Origin of the sequence: Streptomyces sp. NBC_00670, from assembly GCF_036226765.1 — a bacterium.
GTDB lineage: Bacteria > Actinomycetota > Actinomycetes > Streptomycetales > Streptomycetaceae > Streptomyces.
In genome coordinates, this window is sequence record NZ_CP109017.1 from 578,758 (window position 1) to 596,243 (window position 17,486).

The following is a 17,486-nucleotide window of genomic DNA, read 5'->3' on the forward strand; positions in this document are numbered from 1 at the left end:
TCATGGTCCTTCGGTCCTTCGGGGCGGGCGGACGGCGGGTGCCTGCTCGGGCGGGTACCCGGCGGTGGTGCGGGCACATGGGTGATCCGTAGCCGAGGGCCCGGCGGTTTGGTCGGCGGTGGCATAGCGCGTGACCATGGCGACGAGTTCGTTCTCGAGCCGGGTGGCGTCGAGCGGGTCGGGGGCGGCGATGAGCTGGTGGACGAGGAGTTCGACCGTGGCGACGATCAGCCGGGCGGCGACGTATGTGTCCTCCACGTGGGCGTCGGGGTGGCGGACGAGGAGGTCCTCGACGTAGCGGACGCGTTCCTGCTCGTAGCCGGAGACGCGCTCGAACAGTTCGGCGGAGCGGGGCGCCTGTTCGGCCATGACCTGGAGCAGGTGCGGGTCGTGGCGGTGGTTCTCGATGACGATGCGCACATGGGCGCGGAAGATGCCCTCCAGGGTGCCGGGCAGCGCCCCGTCCTGGAGACGCAGGAGCGCCTCCCGCCCGTCGTCGAGGTGACGGGTCACCAGCTCCAGCAGGATGGCGTCCTTGTTCGGGTAGTACTGGTAGAGCGAGCCGATGGAGATCCGGGCCCGTTCGGCGATCCGGTTGGTGGTCCCCGCGGCATAGCCCTGCTCGGCGAAAACGTGAGCAGCGGCGTCGAGGATGCGCTGCCGGGTGAGTTCGGCCCGGGCCTGGCGGGGCTGTTTACGTGGCTGAAGCCGGCGTCGCTCCGAGGTCACGGCACCTCCTGGGCGGGGTGGGGAATGCGAGTGGCGGACGACCTGAATAATTGCTCACAATAGTGCCATGACCTGCGGCGCAGCGGTGCGTCACCGTTTCGCGCCGCCGTCGGCGGATGGGCGGGGCGGCACGGCAGGGCCCCGGGCACCCGCCGCTGCCGCCCGCTGTGGAAGGAGCCCTCATGGCGCACACCCGCACCCGCCCCCGGCCGCTCTCGCCGGAAAAGGTCCTCGCCCTGATCGGGGACCGCGACCCCATGGCCACGAGCAAGATCATCGATCACATCGACGAGCAGTTCCGTCGTTTCATCGCGCACTCGCCCTTCCTGACGATGGCCACGGCGGACGCGGCGGGCAACGCCGACTGCTCGCCCCGCGGCGACTACCCGGGCTTCGTGAAGGTCCTGGACGAGCACACGCTCGCCCTTCCGGACCGGCCCGGCAACAGGATCGCCGACTCCTTCCGCAACCTCGCCGAGAACGACGGCATCGGACTGCTGTTCCTCATCCCCGGTATGCGGGAGACCCTGCGGGTCAACGGCCGCGCCTACCCGACCGACGAGCCGGAGGTGCTGGCCCGGCTGCAGGCCGAGGGCCGGACGCCGCAGCTGGCGATCGTCGTGCGGGTGGAGCAGGCGTACGGGCACTGCGGCCGCGCGCTCATCCGGTCCCGGCTGTGGGACCCGGCGAGCCGGGCGCTGGCCGACGAGATGCCGACGGCCGGCGAGATGTTCACCGCCCAGCTCGGCCTGGACATCGACCCGAAGGTGCTCGACGACGGCCTCGAAGAGGCCTACCGGAAGCTGTACTGACCATGCCGCCGACCACATCACCGACCCCGTCCTCCCCCGTTCCCCCACCTACCGGCCGACAAGGCGGAGCACCGATGCAGCAGACCCTTGTGGAGCGCGTGGAGCCGCTCGCGCGGGACGTCGTCTCCCTCGTCCTGCGCGGGTCCGGCGGCCCGCTCGCCCCGTGGGAGCCGGGGGCGCACCTCGACCTCCTGCTGCCGAACTGGCTGACCCGGCAGTACTCGCTGTGCGGGGACCCGGCGGACCGGGACACCTACCGTGTCGCGGTGCGGCACGAGCGGCTCAGCCGGGGCGGCTCGGAGTACGTCCACCGCTTCCTGCGCCCGGGCCGGCCGCTGCGGGTGTCGCTGCCGCGGAACAACTTCCCGCTGCTGCCCGCGCCGGAGTACCTCTTCCTCGCCGGGGGCATCGGCATCACCCCGCTGCTGCCGATGCTGCGGGCGGCCGTCGACGCGGGGGTGCCGGCCTCGCTCGTGTACGTGGGCAGCTCGGCCGCGTCCATGCCGTTCCTCGACGAGGTGCGCTCCCGGGGCGGCGAGCGGGTGCACGTCGTCGACACCGGGGAGCACGGCAGGCCCGACCTCGCCGCGCACGCCGCCGCGCTGGGCCCCGAGGCCCTGGTCTACTGCTGCGGTCCCGAAGCGATGCTGCGCGCGGCCGAGGCGGTGTTCCCGGCCGGCCGGCTGCACGCGGAGCGGTTCCGGCCCGCCGTCCGGGAGTTCGCGCCCGACGCACCGTTCGAGGCGGTCTGCGCCCGCTCCGGGCAGACGCTCCAGGTGCCGGCGGACGAGTCGCTGCTGAGCGTGCTCCAGCACGCCGGGCACCCGCTGCCGTCCGGCTGCCGCGAGGGCGTCTGCGGAAGCTGCGAACTCACCGTCGTGGACGGCGAGCCCGAGCACCGCGACGAGATCGGCGCCCCCGCCGGGCGCATGTACCCGTGCGTGTCCCGGTCGCTGTCGCCCCGGCTCGTCGTGGACCTCTGACGGACCCGTTCAGTCGGCCGGGGCCGAGGCGGACCGGTCGAGCGAGGCCCGCAACTGGTGGAGCCGGACCGCGAGATGGAGGCGGAGCGCGGAGTCCGGGGAGCGCCAGTCCTCGCCGAGCAGCACACCGATCCGGTGCAGCCGCTTGAGCAGCGTGTTCATGTGCACGTGCAGCGCGGTGGCGGTCTGGCGCAGATTGCCGGAGTGGGCGAAGTAGGCGGCCGTGGTGGCGACGAGGTCGGTGGCGCGCCGCCGGTCGTAGTCGAGGAGCGCGCCGAGCTCGTCGGTGAGGAACCGGTCGAGGTCATGGGTGCGCTGGGGGTCGAAGACGAGCGCGTACATCGCGTACTGGCGGGTGGTCGCCCCCCGGTCGTCCTCCCCCAGTGCGCGCATCACCTCCACACAGCGCTGGGCCAGCGAGAACGAGCGCGCGCGTTCCTGCCCCGCGACCCGGTCGGCGACCAGCAGCAGCGGCGCGCCCAGCGTGCGGCGCAGCCCCTGGTGGAGGGTGCGCGCCGCCTCCTCGACGTCGTCGGCGCGCAAGAGCATCGTCGCCCGGCCGAGGTACTCGCCCGCCAGCCCCGACCACTCGGGGGAGACGGAGTTCAGCCGGCGGACGACGTCGCTGGCGGGTTTGCCGGGGCAGTCGGCCACGACGAGGACGTCGAGGTGGTCGACGTCGACGCCCCGGGCGAGCGCCCGGTCGCGGTGGGCCGGGTGCAGGGGCGCACGGGACAGCAGTTCGGTGAGGAGTTCGCCGCGCACCCGCTCCTCCGCCTCGACCCGGGCGTCACGCATGAGGACCAGCAGTCCCATGATCTGGGCGGAACGTTCCAGCATGCGGATGTCCGCCGGTTCCGGCGCCGCCCCGCGCGCCAGGGACAGCGCGCCGAGGTGGCTGCCGCCGGCGTGGACGGCCGCGACGCTGCGCACGACCCCGTCCGCGCCGCGCGCGGAGGCGCACCGTCCGGTGCTGCGCGCCTCCTCCAGCAGTGCCCGCACCGGTTCCCGGTCCTCGTCGGCCGGCCGGCCCGCGGCGCACCGGACGGCGACGATCCGGTCGTCGCGGTCCAGGACGGTGACCGTGCCGCTCAGATGCTCGACGAGCAGCCGCGCGATGTCGCCGGGGCCGCCGCCCGTGAGGACGACGTGGGTGAGCGCCTCGTGCACGGCGGCGGCCCGCTCGACCGACGTGACCTGCTCCTCGATGGTGCGGTACGCCTCCTGCAGCCGTTGCAGGGAGACACGGCTCTGCTCGTACAGCCGGGCGTTGTTGAGGGCGATCGCGGCGTGGTCGGCGAAGGCGCTGAGGAGGGCCACCTCGTCCTTCTCGAAGGGACGTTCGGTGCGGTCGGCGGCGAAGAGGACGCCGACCACCCGCTCGCCCACCAGGAGCGGCACGCCCAGCAGCGCCACGAGCCCCTCGTCGGGCACGAGCGAGTCGAACACGGAACGGTGGCTGAGGACCTGCGCCTCGCGGTAGTTGCTCACCCAGAACGGGGCCCGGGACTCGATCACCCGGGCGCCGAGTCCGCCCCCGGGGGGCATCCACGCCGAGGAGAACTCGTGCGAGATCGTGCCGGCCGAGGCACTCAGCTTGAGGTTGCCCTCCGCGTCCAGCAGCGAGAGGTAGGCGATGTCGCTGCCGATCAGTTCGTGGGCGTGCCGGACGATCGAGGAGAGCACCTCGCCCACCTCGCCGAGCGCGGCCAGCGAGCGGGCCGTCGCGTACAGGCTGCTGAGTTCGCGTTCGCGCCGCAGCCGGTAGGAGACCAGTTCGCCGTGGTCGCGGGAGCCTTGGTCGCGGAAGCCGTGGTCGCGGGGGCCCGGGTCGTGCGGGCCGTGGTCGCGGGGGCCCCGGTCGTGGGCGCCGTCGGCGCCGGAATCGCTCTGCGGCATCAGGGTCCCTGTCGATGTGCCCGCGGGGCGGGGGTGGGTCGGATCAGGGGTGGACGTCCCTCACACCCCAGGGCGGCGACAAGTGTACGTACGTTCCATCCTACGGAGCCCCCGCTCAGCCCTACTCTCACCCCAACGCGGACGGTTGTGATGCGGGTCGCAGCCGCCCGTCACAGTAGCGGCGCCCGACGGCCGGCGGGCGAACGTCCCTCGCTCACCCTCTTCCACACCCCAGGGGGCACCACCCATGACTTCCTCCGCTCACGCGCACCTCCCCGACAGCGACAGCGGCACCGACGGCGGCACCGACCCCGGCACCGCCGCTCCCCCGCCCGTCGCCGACCGCGCCGCGCACCGCAAGCTGCTCGCGGCCGGGCTCCTTGGCAGTTCGATCGAGTGGTACGACTTCTTCCTGTACGGCACGGCGGCGGCGCTCGTCTTCCCGGACGTCTTCTTCCCCCACTCCTCCGCCCTGACCGGCACCCTGCTCTCCTTCAGCACGTTCTGGGCCGGCTTCGTGGCCCGTCCGCTCGGCGGACTCCTCGCCGGTCACTTCGGCGACAAGTACGGCCGCAAGCCCACGGTCGTGGTCTGTCTCATCGGCATGGCCCTCGCCACGTTCCTGATCGGCTGTCTGCCCAGCGCCGGAACGGTCGGCGCGCTCGCCCCGACCCTGCTGGTGCTGCTGCGCTTCGTGCAGGGCATCGCGGCCGGCGGGCAGTGGGGCGGGATCGCGCTGCTGCTCACGGAGTCGGCCGGGCCCAAGCGCCGCGGGTTCGCGGGCACGTTCGGCCAGACCAGCGTGCCGGTCGCCGTCATCATCTCCACCCTGATCTTCACCACGGTCAGCGCCTCTATGTCGGACGAGGCCCTGACCGACTGGGGCTGGCGCATCCCGTTCCTGCTCAGCGCGGTGATGTTCCCGGTGGTGCTGTACATCCAGCGCAAGGTCGAGGACACCCCGGACTTCCGCAGGCTCCAGGAGGCGGCGGCACGCAAGCAGGACGCGGTCGTGGTGCGGGCGCCGCTGGCCGAGGCCGTGCGCCGCAACTGGCGCACGATCCTGCTCGCCTGCGGCACCCTGTCCGCCACCAACAGCCTGTTCTACGTCAGCATCACCGGCCTGCTGAGCTACGGCACCAAGACGCTGGACATGAACCGCAACTCGCTGCTGACGGCCACGCTGCTGGCCGCGGTGCTGATGACGGCGATCCTCCCCTACACCGGGAAGCTCTCGGACCGCTACGGCCGGCGCACCCTCATCCTCATCGGCGGAGCCGGCGTGGTGGCCTGGGCGTTCCCCTACTTCGCGCTGGTGGGGACGGCGTCGGCGCCGATGATCTTCATCGCGGTCGCCGTCGGCTTCGTCTTCCAGGGCCTGACCTACGGGCCGATGGCCGCCTACTTCGGTGAGCTGTTCGCGCCCAACGTCCGCTATTCCGGCGCCTCGCTGGCCTACCAGCTCTCGGCGATCGTCGTCAGCGGCAGCACGCCGGTCCTGATGACCGCGCTGATCGCCGAGACGGACAGCACCGTCCTGGTCGCGGCCTTCATCGCCCTGATGGGCGCGGTCACCTTCGTCTGCGCCTGGTTCCTGCCGGAGACCAACACCGCCGAGGTGCGCCGGGACCCCGAGGCGCTCCCCGGGGCGCACCTGTACCTCTGACGCACGGCCGGGCACCGGGAACCGCGGTGTCCGGCCTTTCCCCCACGGCTTCCCGGCCACTTCCCGAACGACGAGGAGAGCGCACATATGTTCACCCCTGAACCCGAGTTCCCGCTCGGCGACATCCCCAAGGAGTACGCGGCGGAGCGCCCGGACGCGGTCGCGGTGCGGGCGGAGGACGAGGAGCTGACCTGGGACGGGCTGTACCGGGCGAGCAACGCGGTCGCACGCGGTCTGCAACTCTCCGGCGTCGGGCCCGGACGCATCGTCCCGCTGATGCTGCCCAACGGTGTCGACGTGGTCGTGGCGGCCTTCGCCTGTCTGAAGATCGGCGCCGTGCCGCAGCCGCTCTCGACGCGGCTGGCCGCCCCCGAGGAGCAGGCCATCCTCGAACTGTCCGACCCGGTGGCCGTCGTGGGCCGGGAGGAGGGCGCGCCCGTGGGCGACGGCCGGCTGCGGGCCACCACGGTGGCGGCCTTGCGCCGGCTCGGCGGCACGGACGACGACCTGCCGACGGAGGTCGGCCCCTCGTGGAAGGCGCCCACCTCGGGCGGCTCCACCGGCCGCCCGAAGATCATCCTCTCGGGCTCGTCGGGCACGTTCCACGCCTTCGACAGCGAGGCCTGGGGCATCGGCAGCCGGGAGCGGGCGCTCATCACGGCACCCGTCCACCACAACGCGCCCTTCTCCACGGCCATGACGGTCCTGTTCAACGGCGGCACGGTCACCCTGCTCGGCCGGTTCGACGCCGAGCGGGTGCTGGCCGAGGTGGAGCGGCACGCGGTCACCTGGATGTACCTGGTGCCGACGATGATGCGGCGCATCCTGGCCCTGCCCGAGGAGACCCGGCACCGCTACGACCTCTCCTCGCTGGTGTCGGTGTGGCACTGCGCGGAGCCGTGCCCGCCGGCGATCAAGCAGGCGTGGATCGACTGGCTCGGCGCCGAGCGGATCTTCGAACTCTACGCCGGGACGGAGGCGCAGGCCGGGTGCACCATCTCGGGCCCCGAATGGCTCGAGCACCGCGGCTCGGTGGGCCGTACGACGTGGGGCGAGATCAAGATCGTGGGGCTGGACGGGACCCCGGTCACCGAGTCCGGCCACAGCGGCGAGGTCTTCATGCGGGTCCCGCCGGGCAATCCGCCCGCCTTCCGCTACCTGGGCGCGGAGGTGAGGGAGATCGACGGGTGGTCGACTCTGGGGGACATCGGCGAGTTCGACGCGGACGGCTATCTGTACCTGCACGACCGCCGGTCGGACATGCTGCTGGTGGGCGGGGTGAACGTCTACCCCGCCGAGATCGAGGGCGCGCTCGCCGAGCACCCGGACGTGCTCTCCAGCGCGGTGATCGGACTGCCGGACGCGGACCGCGGCAACCGGATCCACGCGATCGTGCAGGTGGAGGAGGGGTGCACGACGACGGCGGACGAGATCGGCGCGTTCCTCGCCGGCCGGCTCTCCCCGCACAAGCGCCCCCGGTCGATCGAACTCGTCGACACGCCGTTGCGCAGCGCGGCGGGCAAGGTCAGGCGCTCGGCGCTCCGCGCGCAACGCCTGCACGAGGCCGCACCCCATTAGGGGCGGAGCCCCGAAGGGGCGCGGGGCTGTATCGACGTGCGGCTCCGCCGCGTGGGCCCGCGCGGACGCACGGTGCGCCTCGGGTGGCCCGGCGGATGCGCTGTACAGGCCCGAACGAGGGGGGCGGGTGGGACGGTCCGGATGCGCGGGGAGCCGACGGCCGGGGCGTCCGGCGGTCCCGGTTCGGGGCGCCGGACCATGAGCGGCCGGCGCCCCGCTGAGCGCGGCACGGTCCCGTCGGGCGCGCGGCGGGTGCGCCCGGTGACGCCGGCCAGCGCTTCGAACGTGGCGGCGTAGGCGGCGACGACCGGTCCCGGGGGGTCGTGCGGCTGATCCATACGGCCGATCGTAGGCGCACCGGGCACCGCGGTGCCGTGACCGCCGGGCACGGTGCACGTTGCCCCGGGAGAACGGTGGACCCGCGCCGGGCGGGGACACGCGTACGAGAGGCAGGGGCAGGGACATGACCCCACAACACCTGAACCGTCGACGGTTCCTGACGGTCTCCGCGGCGGGTGCCGCGGGCGTCGCGACGACGACGGCACCGGCCGGGGCGCTCACCGCGCCCGACCGGGTCGGACGCCGCACGGTCAGCTACCACGAGCTGACGGGCGGTTCGGTCACCGCAGACCGCGCCGGGCGTACCGTCGTCGCGGAGGTGCAGGGCGTCCTGTGGCGCGTACCGCCCGGCGGCGGCACGGCCGAGCCGCTCACCGACTGGACCCTGGAGGCCACCCGGCCCGCCCTCTCCCCCGACGGCGAGCGGATCGCCGTCTGCGGCTACCGCGGCGGCACCTTCCACCTGTGGCTGCTGCGCACCGACGGCGGCGAGCCTCGCCGGCTCACCGACGGGCCGTGGGACGACCGGGGCGCCGCCTGGTCACCCGACGGACGGCGGATCGCCTTCTCCTCCGAGCGCGGCGGCGACCCGGTCACCGGCGCCTCCTTCGGACTGTGGGTGTACGACACGGCCGACGGCCGTCTGCGACAGGTGACCGGCGGAGCCGACGCCGGCTTCGACGACTACGACCCGGTCTGGTGGCCGGACGGCGATTCCCTGGTGTGCGTGCGCGCCGCCCATCTGCCCGGCGGCGGCGACGGCGGCCGCGCCCTGGTGCGGGTCCCGCTCGCGGGCGGTACGGCGGAGGTCGTCCGTACCGTGCCGGAGGGCCGGCTGGTGGGCCCGTCCGTCTCCCCTGACGGCCGGATCGCGTGCGTCCACCTGTCCGGCGCGCCCGCCGCCTCTCCCCTGCCGCCCGCCAGGACGCTGCTGACGGTGGACGGGGAGACGGTGACCGCGGACGAGGACCTGGCGGCCGCCCCACCCTGCTGGCTCGACGAGGACCGACTGCTGTACGTGGCGGACGGCCGCATCCGTATCCGTACCGTCGGCGCGCCCGGCGCGAAGCACGGCACAAAACCCGCCGTCCGCGACCTCCCCTTCACCGCCCGCACCGCCATGCCCCGCCCCTCCTGGCACCCCAAGTCCCGGAATCTGGAGGCCGGTTCGTCCTTCCCCGTGCGCGGCATCCACCGGCCCGTCCTCTCCCCGGACGGGCACACCGCCGCCTTCGTCGCGCTCGACGCGCTGTGGCTGCTGCGCGCCGGCCGGGCGCCCCGCAGGGTGCTGCGGGCCGCGCCCGGCCACTACCTCCAGTCCCCGGCGTGGGCGCCCGACGGGCGCACGCTGCTGTACTGCACCGACCGGGACGGGCTGACCGCCGTGCACCGCGTCGGCCTCGACGGCACGGGCGACACCGCGCTCACGGAGGGCGGCCGCCTCTACCCCGCGCTGTCGCCGGACGGCTCCCGGCTGGCCTGCCAGGACGTCACCGGGAACCTCCTCGTGCGCGACCTGGCCACCGGCGAGGAGCGGGTAGTGGCCCGGCCGCTCGCGGCCGACGGCCCGCCGGGCGCCCCCAGTTGGTCACCGGACGGCCGGTATCTCGCCTACTGCGACCGCAACCGGCTCAACCAGCGCTTCCGCGAGGGCTACCACCTCGTCCGCGTCGTCGACACCCGCACGGGCACCGCCCGCAGCCACCTGCCGGCCGCGCACCAGTCGCTCTCCGACCGGTACGCCGCCGGGCCCGTCTGGTCCCCGGACGGCCGCTGGATGGCGCTGGTCGCGGAGTCCGTGCTGTGGCTGCTGCCCGTCACCGCCGACGGCATTCCCGCGGGGTCCGCCCGCCGGCTCACCGACGAACCGGCCGACCACCCGAGCTGGTCCGGCGACGCACGCACCCTGCTGTACCTCTCCAACGGCCGGCTGCGCCTGCTCTCCCTGGACGCGGACGGCTCCCCCGGCCGCACCCGCACCCTGCCCCTCCGCCTCACCGCCCGGCGCACGGTCCCCCCGCGCGCCGGGAAACTGCGCGTGCACGCCGGGCAGTTGTGGGACGCCACCGGCAGCGCCCCGCGCCACGACGTGGACATCCTCGTCGACGGCAACCGGATCACCGCCGTCGAACCCCACCGCCGGCACCGCCCGGCCCACCGCACCCTCGACCTGTCCGACCGGACCGTGCTGCCCGGCCTGTTCGACAGCCACACCCACCCGTACACCGCGACCTACGGCGCCCGGCAGGCCCTCACCGCCCTCGCCTACGGCATCACCACCACCGCCTGCATGGGCGGGCCCCTGTACGAGACGGTGCGGCTGCGGGAGTCCGCCGACGCCGGGCGCGCCCCCGGCCCGCGTCAACTGGCCTGCGCCGAACTGCTCGACGGCGCCCGTACCGCGTACAGCATGGGCCGCGCCCACCGCACCCCGGAGGGCGTCGAGCGCACCCTGCGCCGGGCCGCCGCACTGGACGTGGACTTCGTCAAGACCTACGTGCGCGCCCCGGGCGAGGTCATGGCGCGGGCCGCCGAGGCGGCGCACCGGCTGGGCGTGCCGAGCGGCAGCCACCTCTGCTCCCCCGGCCGCGCGGCGGGCCAGGATCTGACCACGCATCTGCAGGCCACCCAGCGCCTGCCCCACGGCCACGCCACCACGCCGCTGGGCCGTCTCCACCAGGACCTGCTCGCCCAGTACGGCGACGACGACTTCCGCATGATCATCACGCCGTTCGGCGCGCAGTACCTCCTCGGCGCCGACCCCGCCCTCGCCGACGACCCCCGGGTGAGCGCCCTGATGCCGCCGTGGGACGTCGCCGCCGTACGGGAACGCGCGGGGACCGCGCCCACCGCGCCGCAGTTGCGGGCGCTGGCCACCGAGACGGCCGACTACCGGCGTCTTGCCGACCGGGGCGCGGTCCTCGCTCTCGGCACCGACTCCCCGCTGGTCCCCGTCGGCCTGTCCCTGCACCTCGGGCTGCGCGCCCTGCACGCGCACGGGTTCACCGCGGCCGAGGCCCTGCACCTGGCCACCAGCGTGCCCTCCCGGCTGTTCGGCCTCGACGGGGAGCTCGGCACGGTCCAGGAGGGGCGGATCGCCGACCTCACCGTCGTCCGGGGCGATCCGTTCACCGATTTCGCCACCCTCGTCGACACCCCGCTGGTCCTGCGCGACGGCGTGCCGTACCGGCAGAGCGACCTCACCGCCACGTTCGCGGACGGCCCGACGCCCGCACCGCCGGAGGGCACCGACTGGCGGACGGTGGGCCGGGCCCTGCGGGCGGGGCACTGCTGCCATCCCGGCGAGCGGTAGCCGGCGGGCGCCCGCGGATGCGAGGTCACCCGTCCGGACGCATCCTGGACCGGTGAGCCGTACCTATGCCTTCCGGGGTACCGGCGCCCCCACGACCCGCCGGACCGACCGTCAGACCCTCGCGCTGGCGGCGATGCTGTTCGCCGTCGCGATGACGTTCATCGACCAGACCATCGTCGCCATCGCGGCCCCCGACATCGTCCGGGAGCTGGGGCTGTCGGCGTCCGGGATGCAGTGGGTGGTGAACGCGTATCTGCTGGCGCTCGCGGCGTTCTTCGCACTGGGTGGCCGGCTCGCGGATCTGCTCGGGGCCCGGCGGGTGGTCGTCGTCGGCACGCTGCTGTTCGTGGTCTCCTCGGTGCTGTGCGGGTGCGTCCCGGTGGGCGGGATCGCGCAGACGTGGTTGATCGCGTTCCGGGTGACGCAGGGTATCGGCGCGGCGCTGCTGTTCCCGGCGGCGCTCGCGGTGGTGGTCTCGGTGTTCCCGGTGGAGCGCCGGGGCCGGGCGCTGGCGCTGTTCTTCGGGCTGTCCGGGGCGCTGACCGTCCTCGGTCCGCTGCTCGGCGGCTGGCTCACCTCGTGGACCTGGCGCGCCGTCTTCTGGGTCAACGTGCCGGTGGCGCTCGTGGCCCTGGTGCTGACGTATCTGGCCCGGCTGGAGGACCGGCCGCGCGCCGAGTCCCTGGACCTGCGCGGCGCCGCGCTGATCGTGGCCGGAATGGGCCTGAGCGTCCTCGGCTTCCAGCAGGCCGCGACCTGGGGCTGGGACAGCGGGGCGACCTGGGGGTGCATCGCGGGTGGCGCCGCGCTCCTCGTGCTGTTCCGGCGGTACGAGCGCGGGGTGCGCCAGCCGCTGATCAGGCTGCGGGTGTTCCGGGACCCGGCGTTCCGGGCGGACACGCTGGTGCTGTTCTTCGCGATGCTCGCGTTCGTCCCGCTGTTCTTCTTCGCCTCCGTGTACGCGCAGGTGTGCCTGAGCGCCTCGCCCACCCAGGCGGCGCTCTTCCTGCTGTACTTCTTCGCGGGCTTCGCGCTCGCCTCCCAGTGGGGCGGCCGCATCCTCGACAAGCGCGGCGCCCGCCCGGCGCTGAAGCTCGGCACGGCGCTGGGCGCCCTCGGCTTCGCACTGTGGGCGAACCGGCTGACCGACCTGTCGATGCACGACCAGTGGCCGTACGCCGCCATGGCCGGCGCCGGCATCGGGTTCCTGCTCGCCCCCGCCTCCACGGATGCCGTCAACCGGGCGATCGGCGCCTCGTACGGCGAGGTCACCGGCGTCACCCAGACCGTGCGCAACTACGCGGCCAGCGTGGGCCTGGCCGTCTTCGGCGCGCTGCTCACCCATGTCACGGCCGAGAACGTGGCCGGCACCCTGCGCGCGCGTGGTCTGCCGCCGGGCACGGCGCACGGGGCGGCCCGCGAGATCGCCGAGTCCGTCACGGGCAACGGGGACGCCCACGTCCCCCAGGGCTCCGGGCAGGCGTCCTCGGCGGCACGGGAGGCGATGGCCGCCGTACGGATGGACTTCGCCGAGGCCAACCAGTGGGTGTTCTACGGCATGGCCATCTGCCTCGGCCTCGCCTACCTGTGCGCGCTGCGCCACCCGGGCGACCGGGTGACGGCCCCGGTGGCGGAGCCCGCGCGGCCGAAGGCACCGGTCTCCTGAGAGGATCCGGAGACCCCTGACATGGTGACGTCCCCCGGTGACGACGGGCGGGCGGGCCGGAGGCGCGCGAGGATCGGTGAATGGGCGTGGGAGTGGGTCTCGTGCTGTCGGTCGTCTTCGCGCTGTGCGCGGCGTTCAGCAACGCGCTGGCCACCGTGTTGCAGCGGCGGGCCGCGCTGAGCGTGCCCGAGTCGCGGGGGTTCCGCCTCGGGCTCGTCGTGGACCTGCTGCACCGGCCGGTGTGGATGGCCGGGATGCTCGCGGTGGTGGTGGCCGGGATCGGGCAGGCGGCGGCGCTGGCCACCGGCCCGCTCTCGCTCGTCCAGCCGCTGTTCGTGCTGGAACTGCCGCTGGCCCTGCTGATCGCCTCCCTGGTGACACGGAGCCGGCTGCCGGGCGTGCTGTGGGTGGCCGTGGCCTCGGTGGTCGCCGGGCTCGGGCTCGCCCTGGCGGCCGCGTCGCCCTCCGGGCACCAGGAGCACGTGACCCCCGACCGGTGGATCCCGGCGCTGGTGGCCTGCGCCGGGTTCGTGGTGCTGCTGGTGGTTGCCGGGTTCAGACGGCCGAACGGCAAGGCGCGGGCCGGCTGTCTGGGCGCGGCCACCGCCGTCTGCTACGCGCTGACCGCCGGGCTGATGAAGTCCGCCATGGCGGTCCTGGACGGCTCCGGAATCGTCGCCTTCCTCACCGCGTGGCAGACGTACGCGTTCGCGGCGGCCGGTGTGTGCGCGGTGCTGCTCCTCGAGCACGCGATGCAGGGCGGGCCGCTGGTCGCCTCCCAACCGGCGCTCACCCTCGGCGACGCGACGGTGAGCCTGCTGCTCGGGGTGGCGCTGTACCAGGAACACATCCGCACGGGGTGGTGGCTGCTGCCGCAGCTGCTGGGCGTGGGCCTGATCGTCACGGGTGTGCTGGTGCTGGCGCACCGGGGGACGGATCTGCGCAACGAGGCGCGGGAGGCCGAGGGCCGGACGGCCCCGGCCTCCTGAGGCCGCCTGAGCGGCCTCCGCCCTCGCTACCGCGTCTGCCCCCGTTCGAAGTAGGCGACCAGTTCCGGGTCCAGCTCCGGCACCTCGCGGGGTGTGCCGCCGTCCCGCAGCGACGCGGTGGCCCGTACCCCGGCGGCGACGGCCATCCGCGCGGCGACGGGCGAGGTGTCCGTGGCGCCGCCCTCGCGCACGAACCGGAGGAACTCGTCGATCAGCAGCGGGTCGGCGCCGCCGTGCCCCTCCTCCCCGTCGTCGCCCTCCTCGGTGACCGGTACGGCGTACTCCGCGTCGGCCTGCGCCCGGTAGGTGGAGCGGCGGGAGTTCCACACCCGGACCACCGCTCCTTCCTCGTCGCCGAAGTTCTCCAGCCGGCCGGCGTCGCCGATGACGGTGTAGTTGCGCCAGTAGTCGGGGGTGAAGTGGCACTGCTGGTAGGCGGCGAGGACCCCGTTGTCCAGGCGCATGTTGAGCAGCGACACGTCCTCGACGTCGATGACCGGGTTGAGTCCGCGCTGGGTGGCCGGGGGCCAGTGGCCGTCCTCGGTGTGCCAGTCGGCGTACTTGGGCTCGCCGGGGGCCCGGCGGTGCGGGTTGTCCCCGTAGACCATCAGGTCGCCGAGGGCCTGCACCCGCCGTGCGTAGCCGCCGGCGAGCCAGTGCAGTACGTCGATGTCGTGGGCGGCCTTCTGGAGCAGCAGCCCGGTGGTGTGGCGCCGTTCCGCGTGCCAGTCCTTGAAGTACCAGTCACCGCCGTACCCCACGAAGTGCCGCACCCAGATGGTCTTGACCTCGCCGATCTCGCCGCGCGCGATGATGTCGCGCATCAGCCGGATCACCGGCATGTGCCGCATGTTGTGTCCGACGTAGAGGCGGGTGCCGGTCTCGTACGCCGTGCGCAGGATCGCGTCGCAGCGCTCGACGGTGATGTCGAGGGGTTTCTCGACGAAGACCGGCTTGCCCGCCTCCAGCGCCTCGCGGGCGAGGTCGGCGTGGGTGTGGTCGGGGGTGAGGACGAGGACCGCGTCGATGTCGGGGGCGTGGATCACCTCCCTGTGGTCGTCGGTCAGGCGCGCCCCGGGGAACGCCGCTTCCGCCTCCTTGCGGGCCGCGCCGTCGGGGTCGGCGAGCGCGGCGATCCGTGCCCCGTTGCCCGGTCGGTGGGCGGTGCGCGCGAGCGAGCCGCGCAGTCCGAAGCCGAGGACACCGAGGCGGAGTTCGCGGGGGGCGTCGGTCATGACAGGTGCGCCTTTCTGGTGGGTGGTGCGTGGTGTGTCGTGGTGGTGGCGGGCGGGTGTCAGCTCACGGTGATCCTGTCGATGTCGGGTGCCCAGCCGTCGGGGTTGGCGAGGGTGACGGTGTTGTCCGTACCCGCGCGCAGGTCCAGTCGCACCGTGGTGCTGGCTGTGGTGTTCCAGTCGGCGGTCGGGGCGAAGGAGAGGGTCCGGGGGGTGCCGTCGCCCGCCTGGACGGTGGCCGTGCGGGCGGTCTGGGTGGCGTAGTGCACGGTGACGGTGCGGGTGCCTCCGGTGCCGCCGTCGACGTGGCGGAAGGTGAGGGTGGCGCCGTTGCCGACGTATCCCACCTTGGCTCCGCCGGAGCAGCCGCCGCAGTCGGCCACGAGCGCCCCGCCGGTCAGGGTGTTGCCGGACGCCTCGGCCTCGTAGCTCGCCGTGCCGGTGTCCTGGCCCGGGCCGACGGTCATCGCGCCGAGGTCGAGCCAGCCGTCGCTGTTCTGGCCGGCGTTGGCGAAGCGCAGCTTCTTGGCGCGGGAGCTGACCTTCTCCAGGGGGTTGTCGGCCTTCATCACGAGCCGGTAGCCGCCCTGGCCGACGCCGCTGAGGTCGACGGAGGTGTCGAAGTAGCGCGGACTGCCGAAGTCGAGGTAGGTGGGGTCGGAGCCCACTTTCCAGTCCGGGAAGGCCCTGATCCGGGTGGGCATGACCGTGCGCAGGTCCCAGGAGGTGTCCCAGTCCTTGACGACGTCGCCGGAGGCGTTCTTGAGGCCGAGGCGGACCTTCCAGGGGTAGTAGAAGGGCGCGACGCCGGTGTTGGTGATCCGTACGCCGACCTTGGTGGTGCCCTGGGCGGTGTCGTGGAAGTAGGCGTCGGTGACACCCAGGTTGTAGCCCATCAGCCGGACCGCGGCGGCCACGTTCGGGTCGGTGGCGGAGTAGTTCGCGCTGCCCTCGTTGATCTTCCAGGTGGTGTGCTCCAGCTCGAGGCACGCCTTCATGTTGTCCACGTCGCCGGACCCGCCGGGCCAGTTCGCGAAGGCGGTGGGCTGGATCTCGGGCCGTACCTCGCCGCCCATCGAGGCGGTGGTCCAGCGGTTCTCGACGCCGTGTTCGACGGCCTTCTGCAACTGGGCCCAGGGGGCGCCGCCCATCGACTCGGGCAGGGTGAGGCCCTGCGCGGGCGAGCCCTCCCGGTAGCAGAAGGAGTCGTCGTGGTAGCCCACGGAGGGCCGGCTGTCGGCGGCGCCGCCCGCGGAGTCGGGGTAGCGCAGCTCGATCCTGGTGTGGGTGAACGCCTTGGCGTACGCGTCGACGATCCCGGCGGCGTGGGCGTCGGTGGGCATGTAGTTCGGGTACGCGTCGCCGGAGGTGTCGGTGTCGTAGGGCCAGGTGTGCCATTCGCCCCACAGGCCGATCAGCCCCAGGTGGATGAAGCCCAGGCGCGGGTCGCCGTCGTAGCGGGCGCCGAAGGCGGCGATGAACTGCTTGAGGGCGTCCAGCAGGTAGGGGCTGTCGTAGTCGGGGCTGGTGGTGCCCCAGTAGGCGTTGTCGCGGTTGTCCACGTGCCCGGCGAAGCAGGGCGGGATGGCGTTGGTGGGGTGGCTGCCGGTGCTGTGCGGATACTCGATGTAGAAGCGGACGGCGGCCTGGTTGCCGGCCGCGGCGATGGCGTCCAGGGCGTCGTCCAGGACCCCCCAGTCGTAGTGGGCGCAGTCGGAGGCGTCGTTCATGACCTCCGACAGACCGAAGTAGGACCAGGTCAGCGAGTGCGGATAGCCCGTGTTCTGGTCGCTGCCCGCCTGGTAGAAGCGGGCGAATCCCTTGAGCGGGTTGTCCAGTGGCGCGTCGGCGGCGGCCAGGGCGTGGACCGGGAGCGTGGGGTCGGGGTCCGGGCCGGGTGCCGGCCGGTCGGGGACACCGCCCGCGGCCGCGGCGGCACCGGACGCGGTGCCGGCGGTGACGGGAGCGGCGTGGGCGGTGGTGCCGGGCAGTGCCGTGAGGGCGAGGGCGAGGGCCGCCGAGCAGAGAGCGGCCCACAGCCCTCTGCGGCGTCCGGGCGAGAACGTGCGCATGGTCGGCCTCCGGGGGTTCGGTTGCGGTGGGGGTGGCCGGTGGCCCGGCCGCAGGTCCGGACCGGTGCGAGGTCCGGTCCGGGGTCCGGCGCGAGGTCCGGCGAGCGTGGCTGAATCCCGATCAGTTATGCGCCACCATTGACAAAGTTTCGCTGTTGCTCATCAATATGTGGGCACAGCGCTCCACTGGCAAGAGGTGCGGCGC

11 protein-coding genes are annotated in these 17,486 nt (G+C 73.6%); 7 read left to right on the forward strand and 4 right to left on the reverse strand.

Annotation, left to right across the window (positions count from 1 at the left end; all coding sequences use genetic code 11):
- Window positions 1–729 carry a TetR/AcrR family transcriptional regulator gene (locus tag OIE12_RS02450; RefSeq protein ID WP_329131185.1) on the reverse strand — a complete coding sequence of 243 codons (729 nt, stop codon included), beginning with the start codon at window positions 727–729 and terminating at the stop codon, window positions 1–3.
- Between the two features lie 182 nt (window positions 730–911).
- Between OIE12_RS02450 and OIE12_RS02455 the strand changes: the two genes are divergently transcribed.
- A complete protein-coding gene (locus OIE12_RS02455; RefSeq protein WP_329131187.1) occupies window positions 912–1,541 on the forward strand; it encodes an MSMEG_1061 family FMN-dependent PPOX-type flavoprotein in 630 nt (209 codons plus the stop codon).
- A gap of 74 nt (window positions 1,542–1,615) precedes the next feature.
- Window positions 1,616–2,524, forward strand: coding sequence for a PDR/VanB family oxidoreductase (locus OIE12_RS02460; protein ID WP_329131189.1), 909 nt, complete (start codon window positions 1,616–1,618; stop codon window positions 2,522–2,524).
- A gap of 9 nt (window positions 2,525–2,533) precedes the next feature.
- On the opposite strand, the gene OIE12_RS02465 is transcribed toward OIE12_RS02460, so the two are convergent.
- Window positions 2,534–4,423 (reverse strand): helix-turn-helix domain-containing protein, encoded by a 1,890-nt coding sequence (locus OIE12_RS02465; protein WP_329131191.1) that lies wholly within the window; start codon window positions 4,421–4,423, stop codon window positions 2,534–2,536.
- A 247-nt stretch (window positions 4,424–4,670) separates the two neighbouring features.
- On the opposite strand from OIE12_RS02465, the gene OIE12_RS02470 reads away from it, so the two are divergent.
- The 5 genes from OIE12_RS02470 (at window position 4,671) to OIE12_RS02490 (ending at window position 13,974) form a co-directional block, all read left to right on the forward strand.
- On the forward strand, window positions 4,671–6,089 hold the full coding sequence (locus OIE12_RS02470; RefSeq protein ID WP_329131193.1) for an MFS transporter: 1,419 nt from the start codon (window positions 4,671–4,673) through the stop codon (window positions 6,087–6,089).
- Window positions 6,090–6,176: 87 nt separating this feature from the next.
- Window positions 6,177–7,667, forward strand: a complete 1,491-nt coding sequence (locus OIE12_RS02475; protein ID WP_329131196.1) for an AMP-binding protein — start codon at window positions 6,177–6,179, stop codon at window positions 7,665–7,667.
- 463 nt (window positions 7,668–8,130) lie between these two features.
- Entirely contained in the window at window positions 8,131–11,319 is a 3,189-nt protein-coding gene (locus OIE12_RS02480) for an amidohydrolase family protein (protein WP_329131198.1), read from the forward strand.
- 133 nt (window positions 11,320–11,452) lie between these two features.
- A complete protein-coding gene (locus OIE12_RS02485; protein ID WP_329141705.1) occupies window positions 11,453–12,985 on the forward strand; it encodes an MFS transporter in 1,533 nt (510 codons plus the stop codon).
- A gap of 92 nt (window positions 12,986–13,077) precedes the next feature.
- Complete coding sequence (locus tag OIE12_RS02490; RefSeq protein ID WP_329141706.1) at window positions 13,078–13,974, forward strand: DMT family transporter; 897 nt, start codon at window positions 13,078–13,080, stop codon at window positions 13,972–13,974.
- Between the two features lie 26 nt (window positions 13,975–14,000).
- On the opposite strand, the gene OIE12_RS02495 is transcribed toward OIE12_RS02490, so the two are convergent.
- Window positions 14,001–15,209 (reverse strand): Gfo/Idh/MocA family protein, encoded by a 1,209-nt coding sequence (locus OIE12_RS02495; protein WP_329131200.1) that lies wholly within the window; start codon window positions 15,207–15,209, stop codon window positions 14,001–14,003.
- Between the two features lie 59 nt (window positions 15,210–15,268).
- A complete protein-coding gene (locus tag OIE12_RS02500) occupies window positions 15,269–17,281 on the reverse strand; it encodes a DUF4832 domain-containing protein (protein ID WP_329131202.1) in 2,013 nt (670 codons plus the stop codon).
- Window positions 17,282–17,486 lie beyond the last annotated feature (205 nt).

Coding starts and splice junctions, on each gene's coding strand:
- OIE12_RS02480 (WP_329131198.1), top strand. CDS start 8,131: ATGACCCCACAACACCTGAACCGTCGACGGTTCCTGACGGTCTCCGCG.
- OIE12_RS02455 (WP_329131187.1), top strand. CDS start 912: ATGGCGCACACCCGCACCCGCCCCCGGCCGCTCTCGCCGGAAAAGGTC.
- OIE12_RS02475 (WP_329131196.1), top strand. CDS start 6,177: ATGTTCACCCCTGAACCCGAGTTCCCGCTCGGCGACATCCCCAAGGAG.
- OIE12_RS02470 (WP_329131193.1), top strand. CDS start 4,671: ATGACTTCCTCCGCTCACGCGCACCTCCCCGACAGCGACAGCGGCACC.
- OIE12_RS02500 (WP_329131202.1), bottom strand. CDS start 17,281: ATGCGCACGTTCTCGCCCGGACGCCGCAGAGGGCTGTGGGCCGCTCTC.
- OIE12_RS02495 (WP_329131200.1), bottom strand. CDS start 15,209: ATGACCGACGCCCCCCGCGAACTCCGCCTCGGTGTCCTCGGCTTCGGA.
- OIE12_RS02465 (WP_329131191.1), bottom strand. CDS start 4,423: ATGCCGCAGAGCGATTCCGGCGCCGACGGCGCCCACGACCGGGGCCCC.
- OIE12_RS02460 (WP_329131189.1), top strand. CDS start 1,616: ATGCAGCAGACCCTTGTGGAGCGCGTGGAGCCGCTCGCGCGGGACGTC.
- OIE12_RS02485 (WP_329141705.1), top strand. CDS start 11,453: ATGCTGTTCGCCGTCGCGATGACGTTCATCGACCAGACCATCGTCGCC.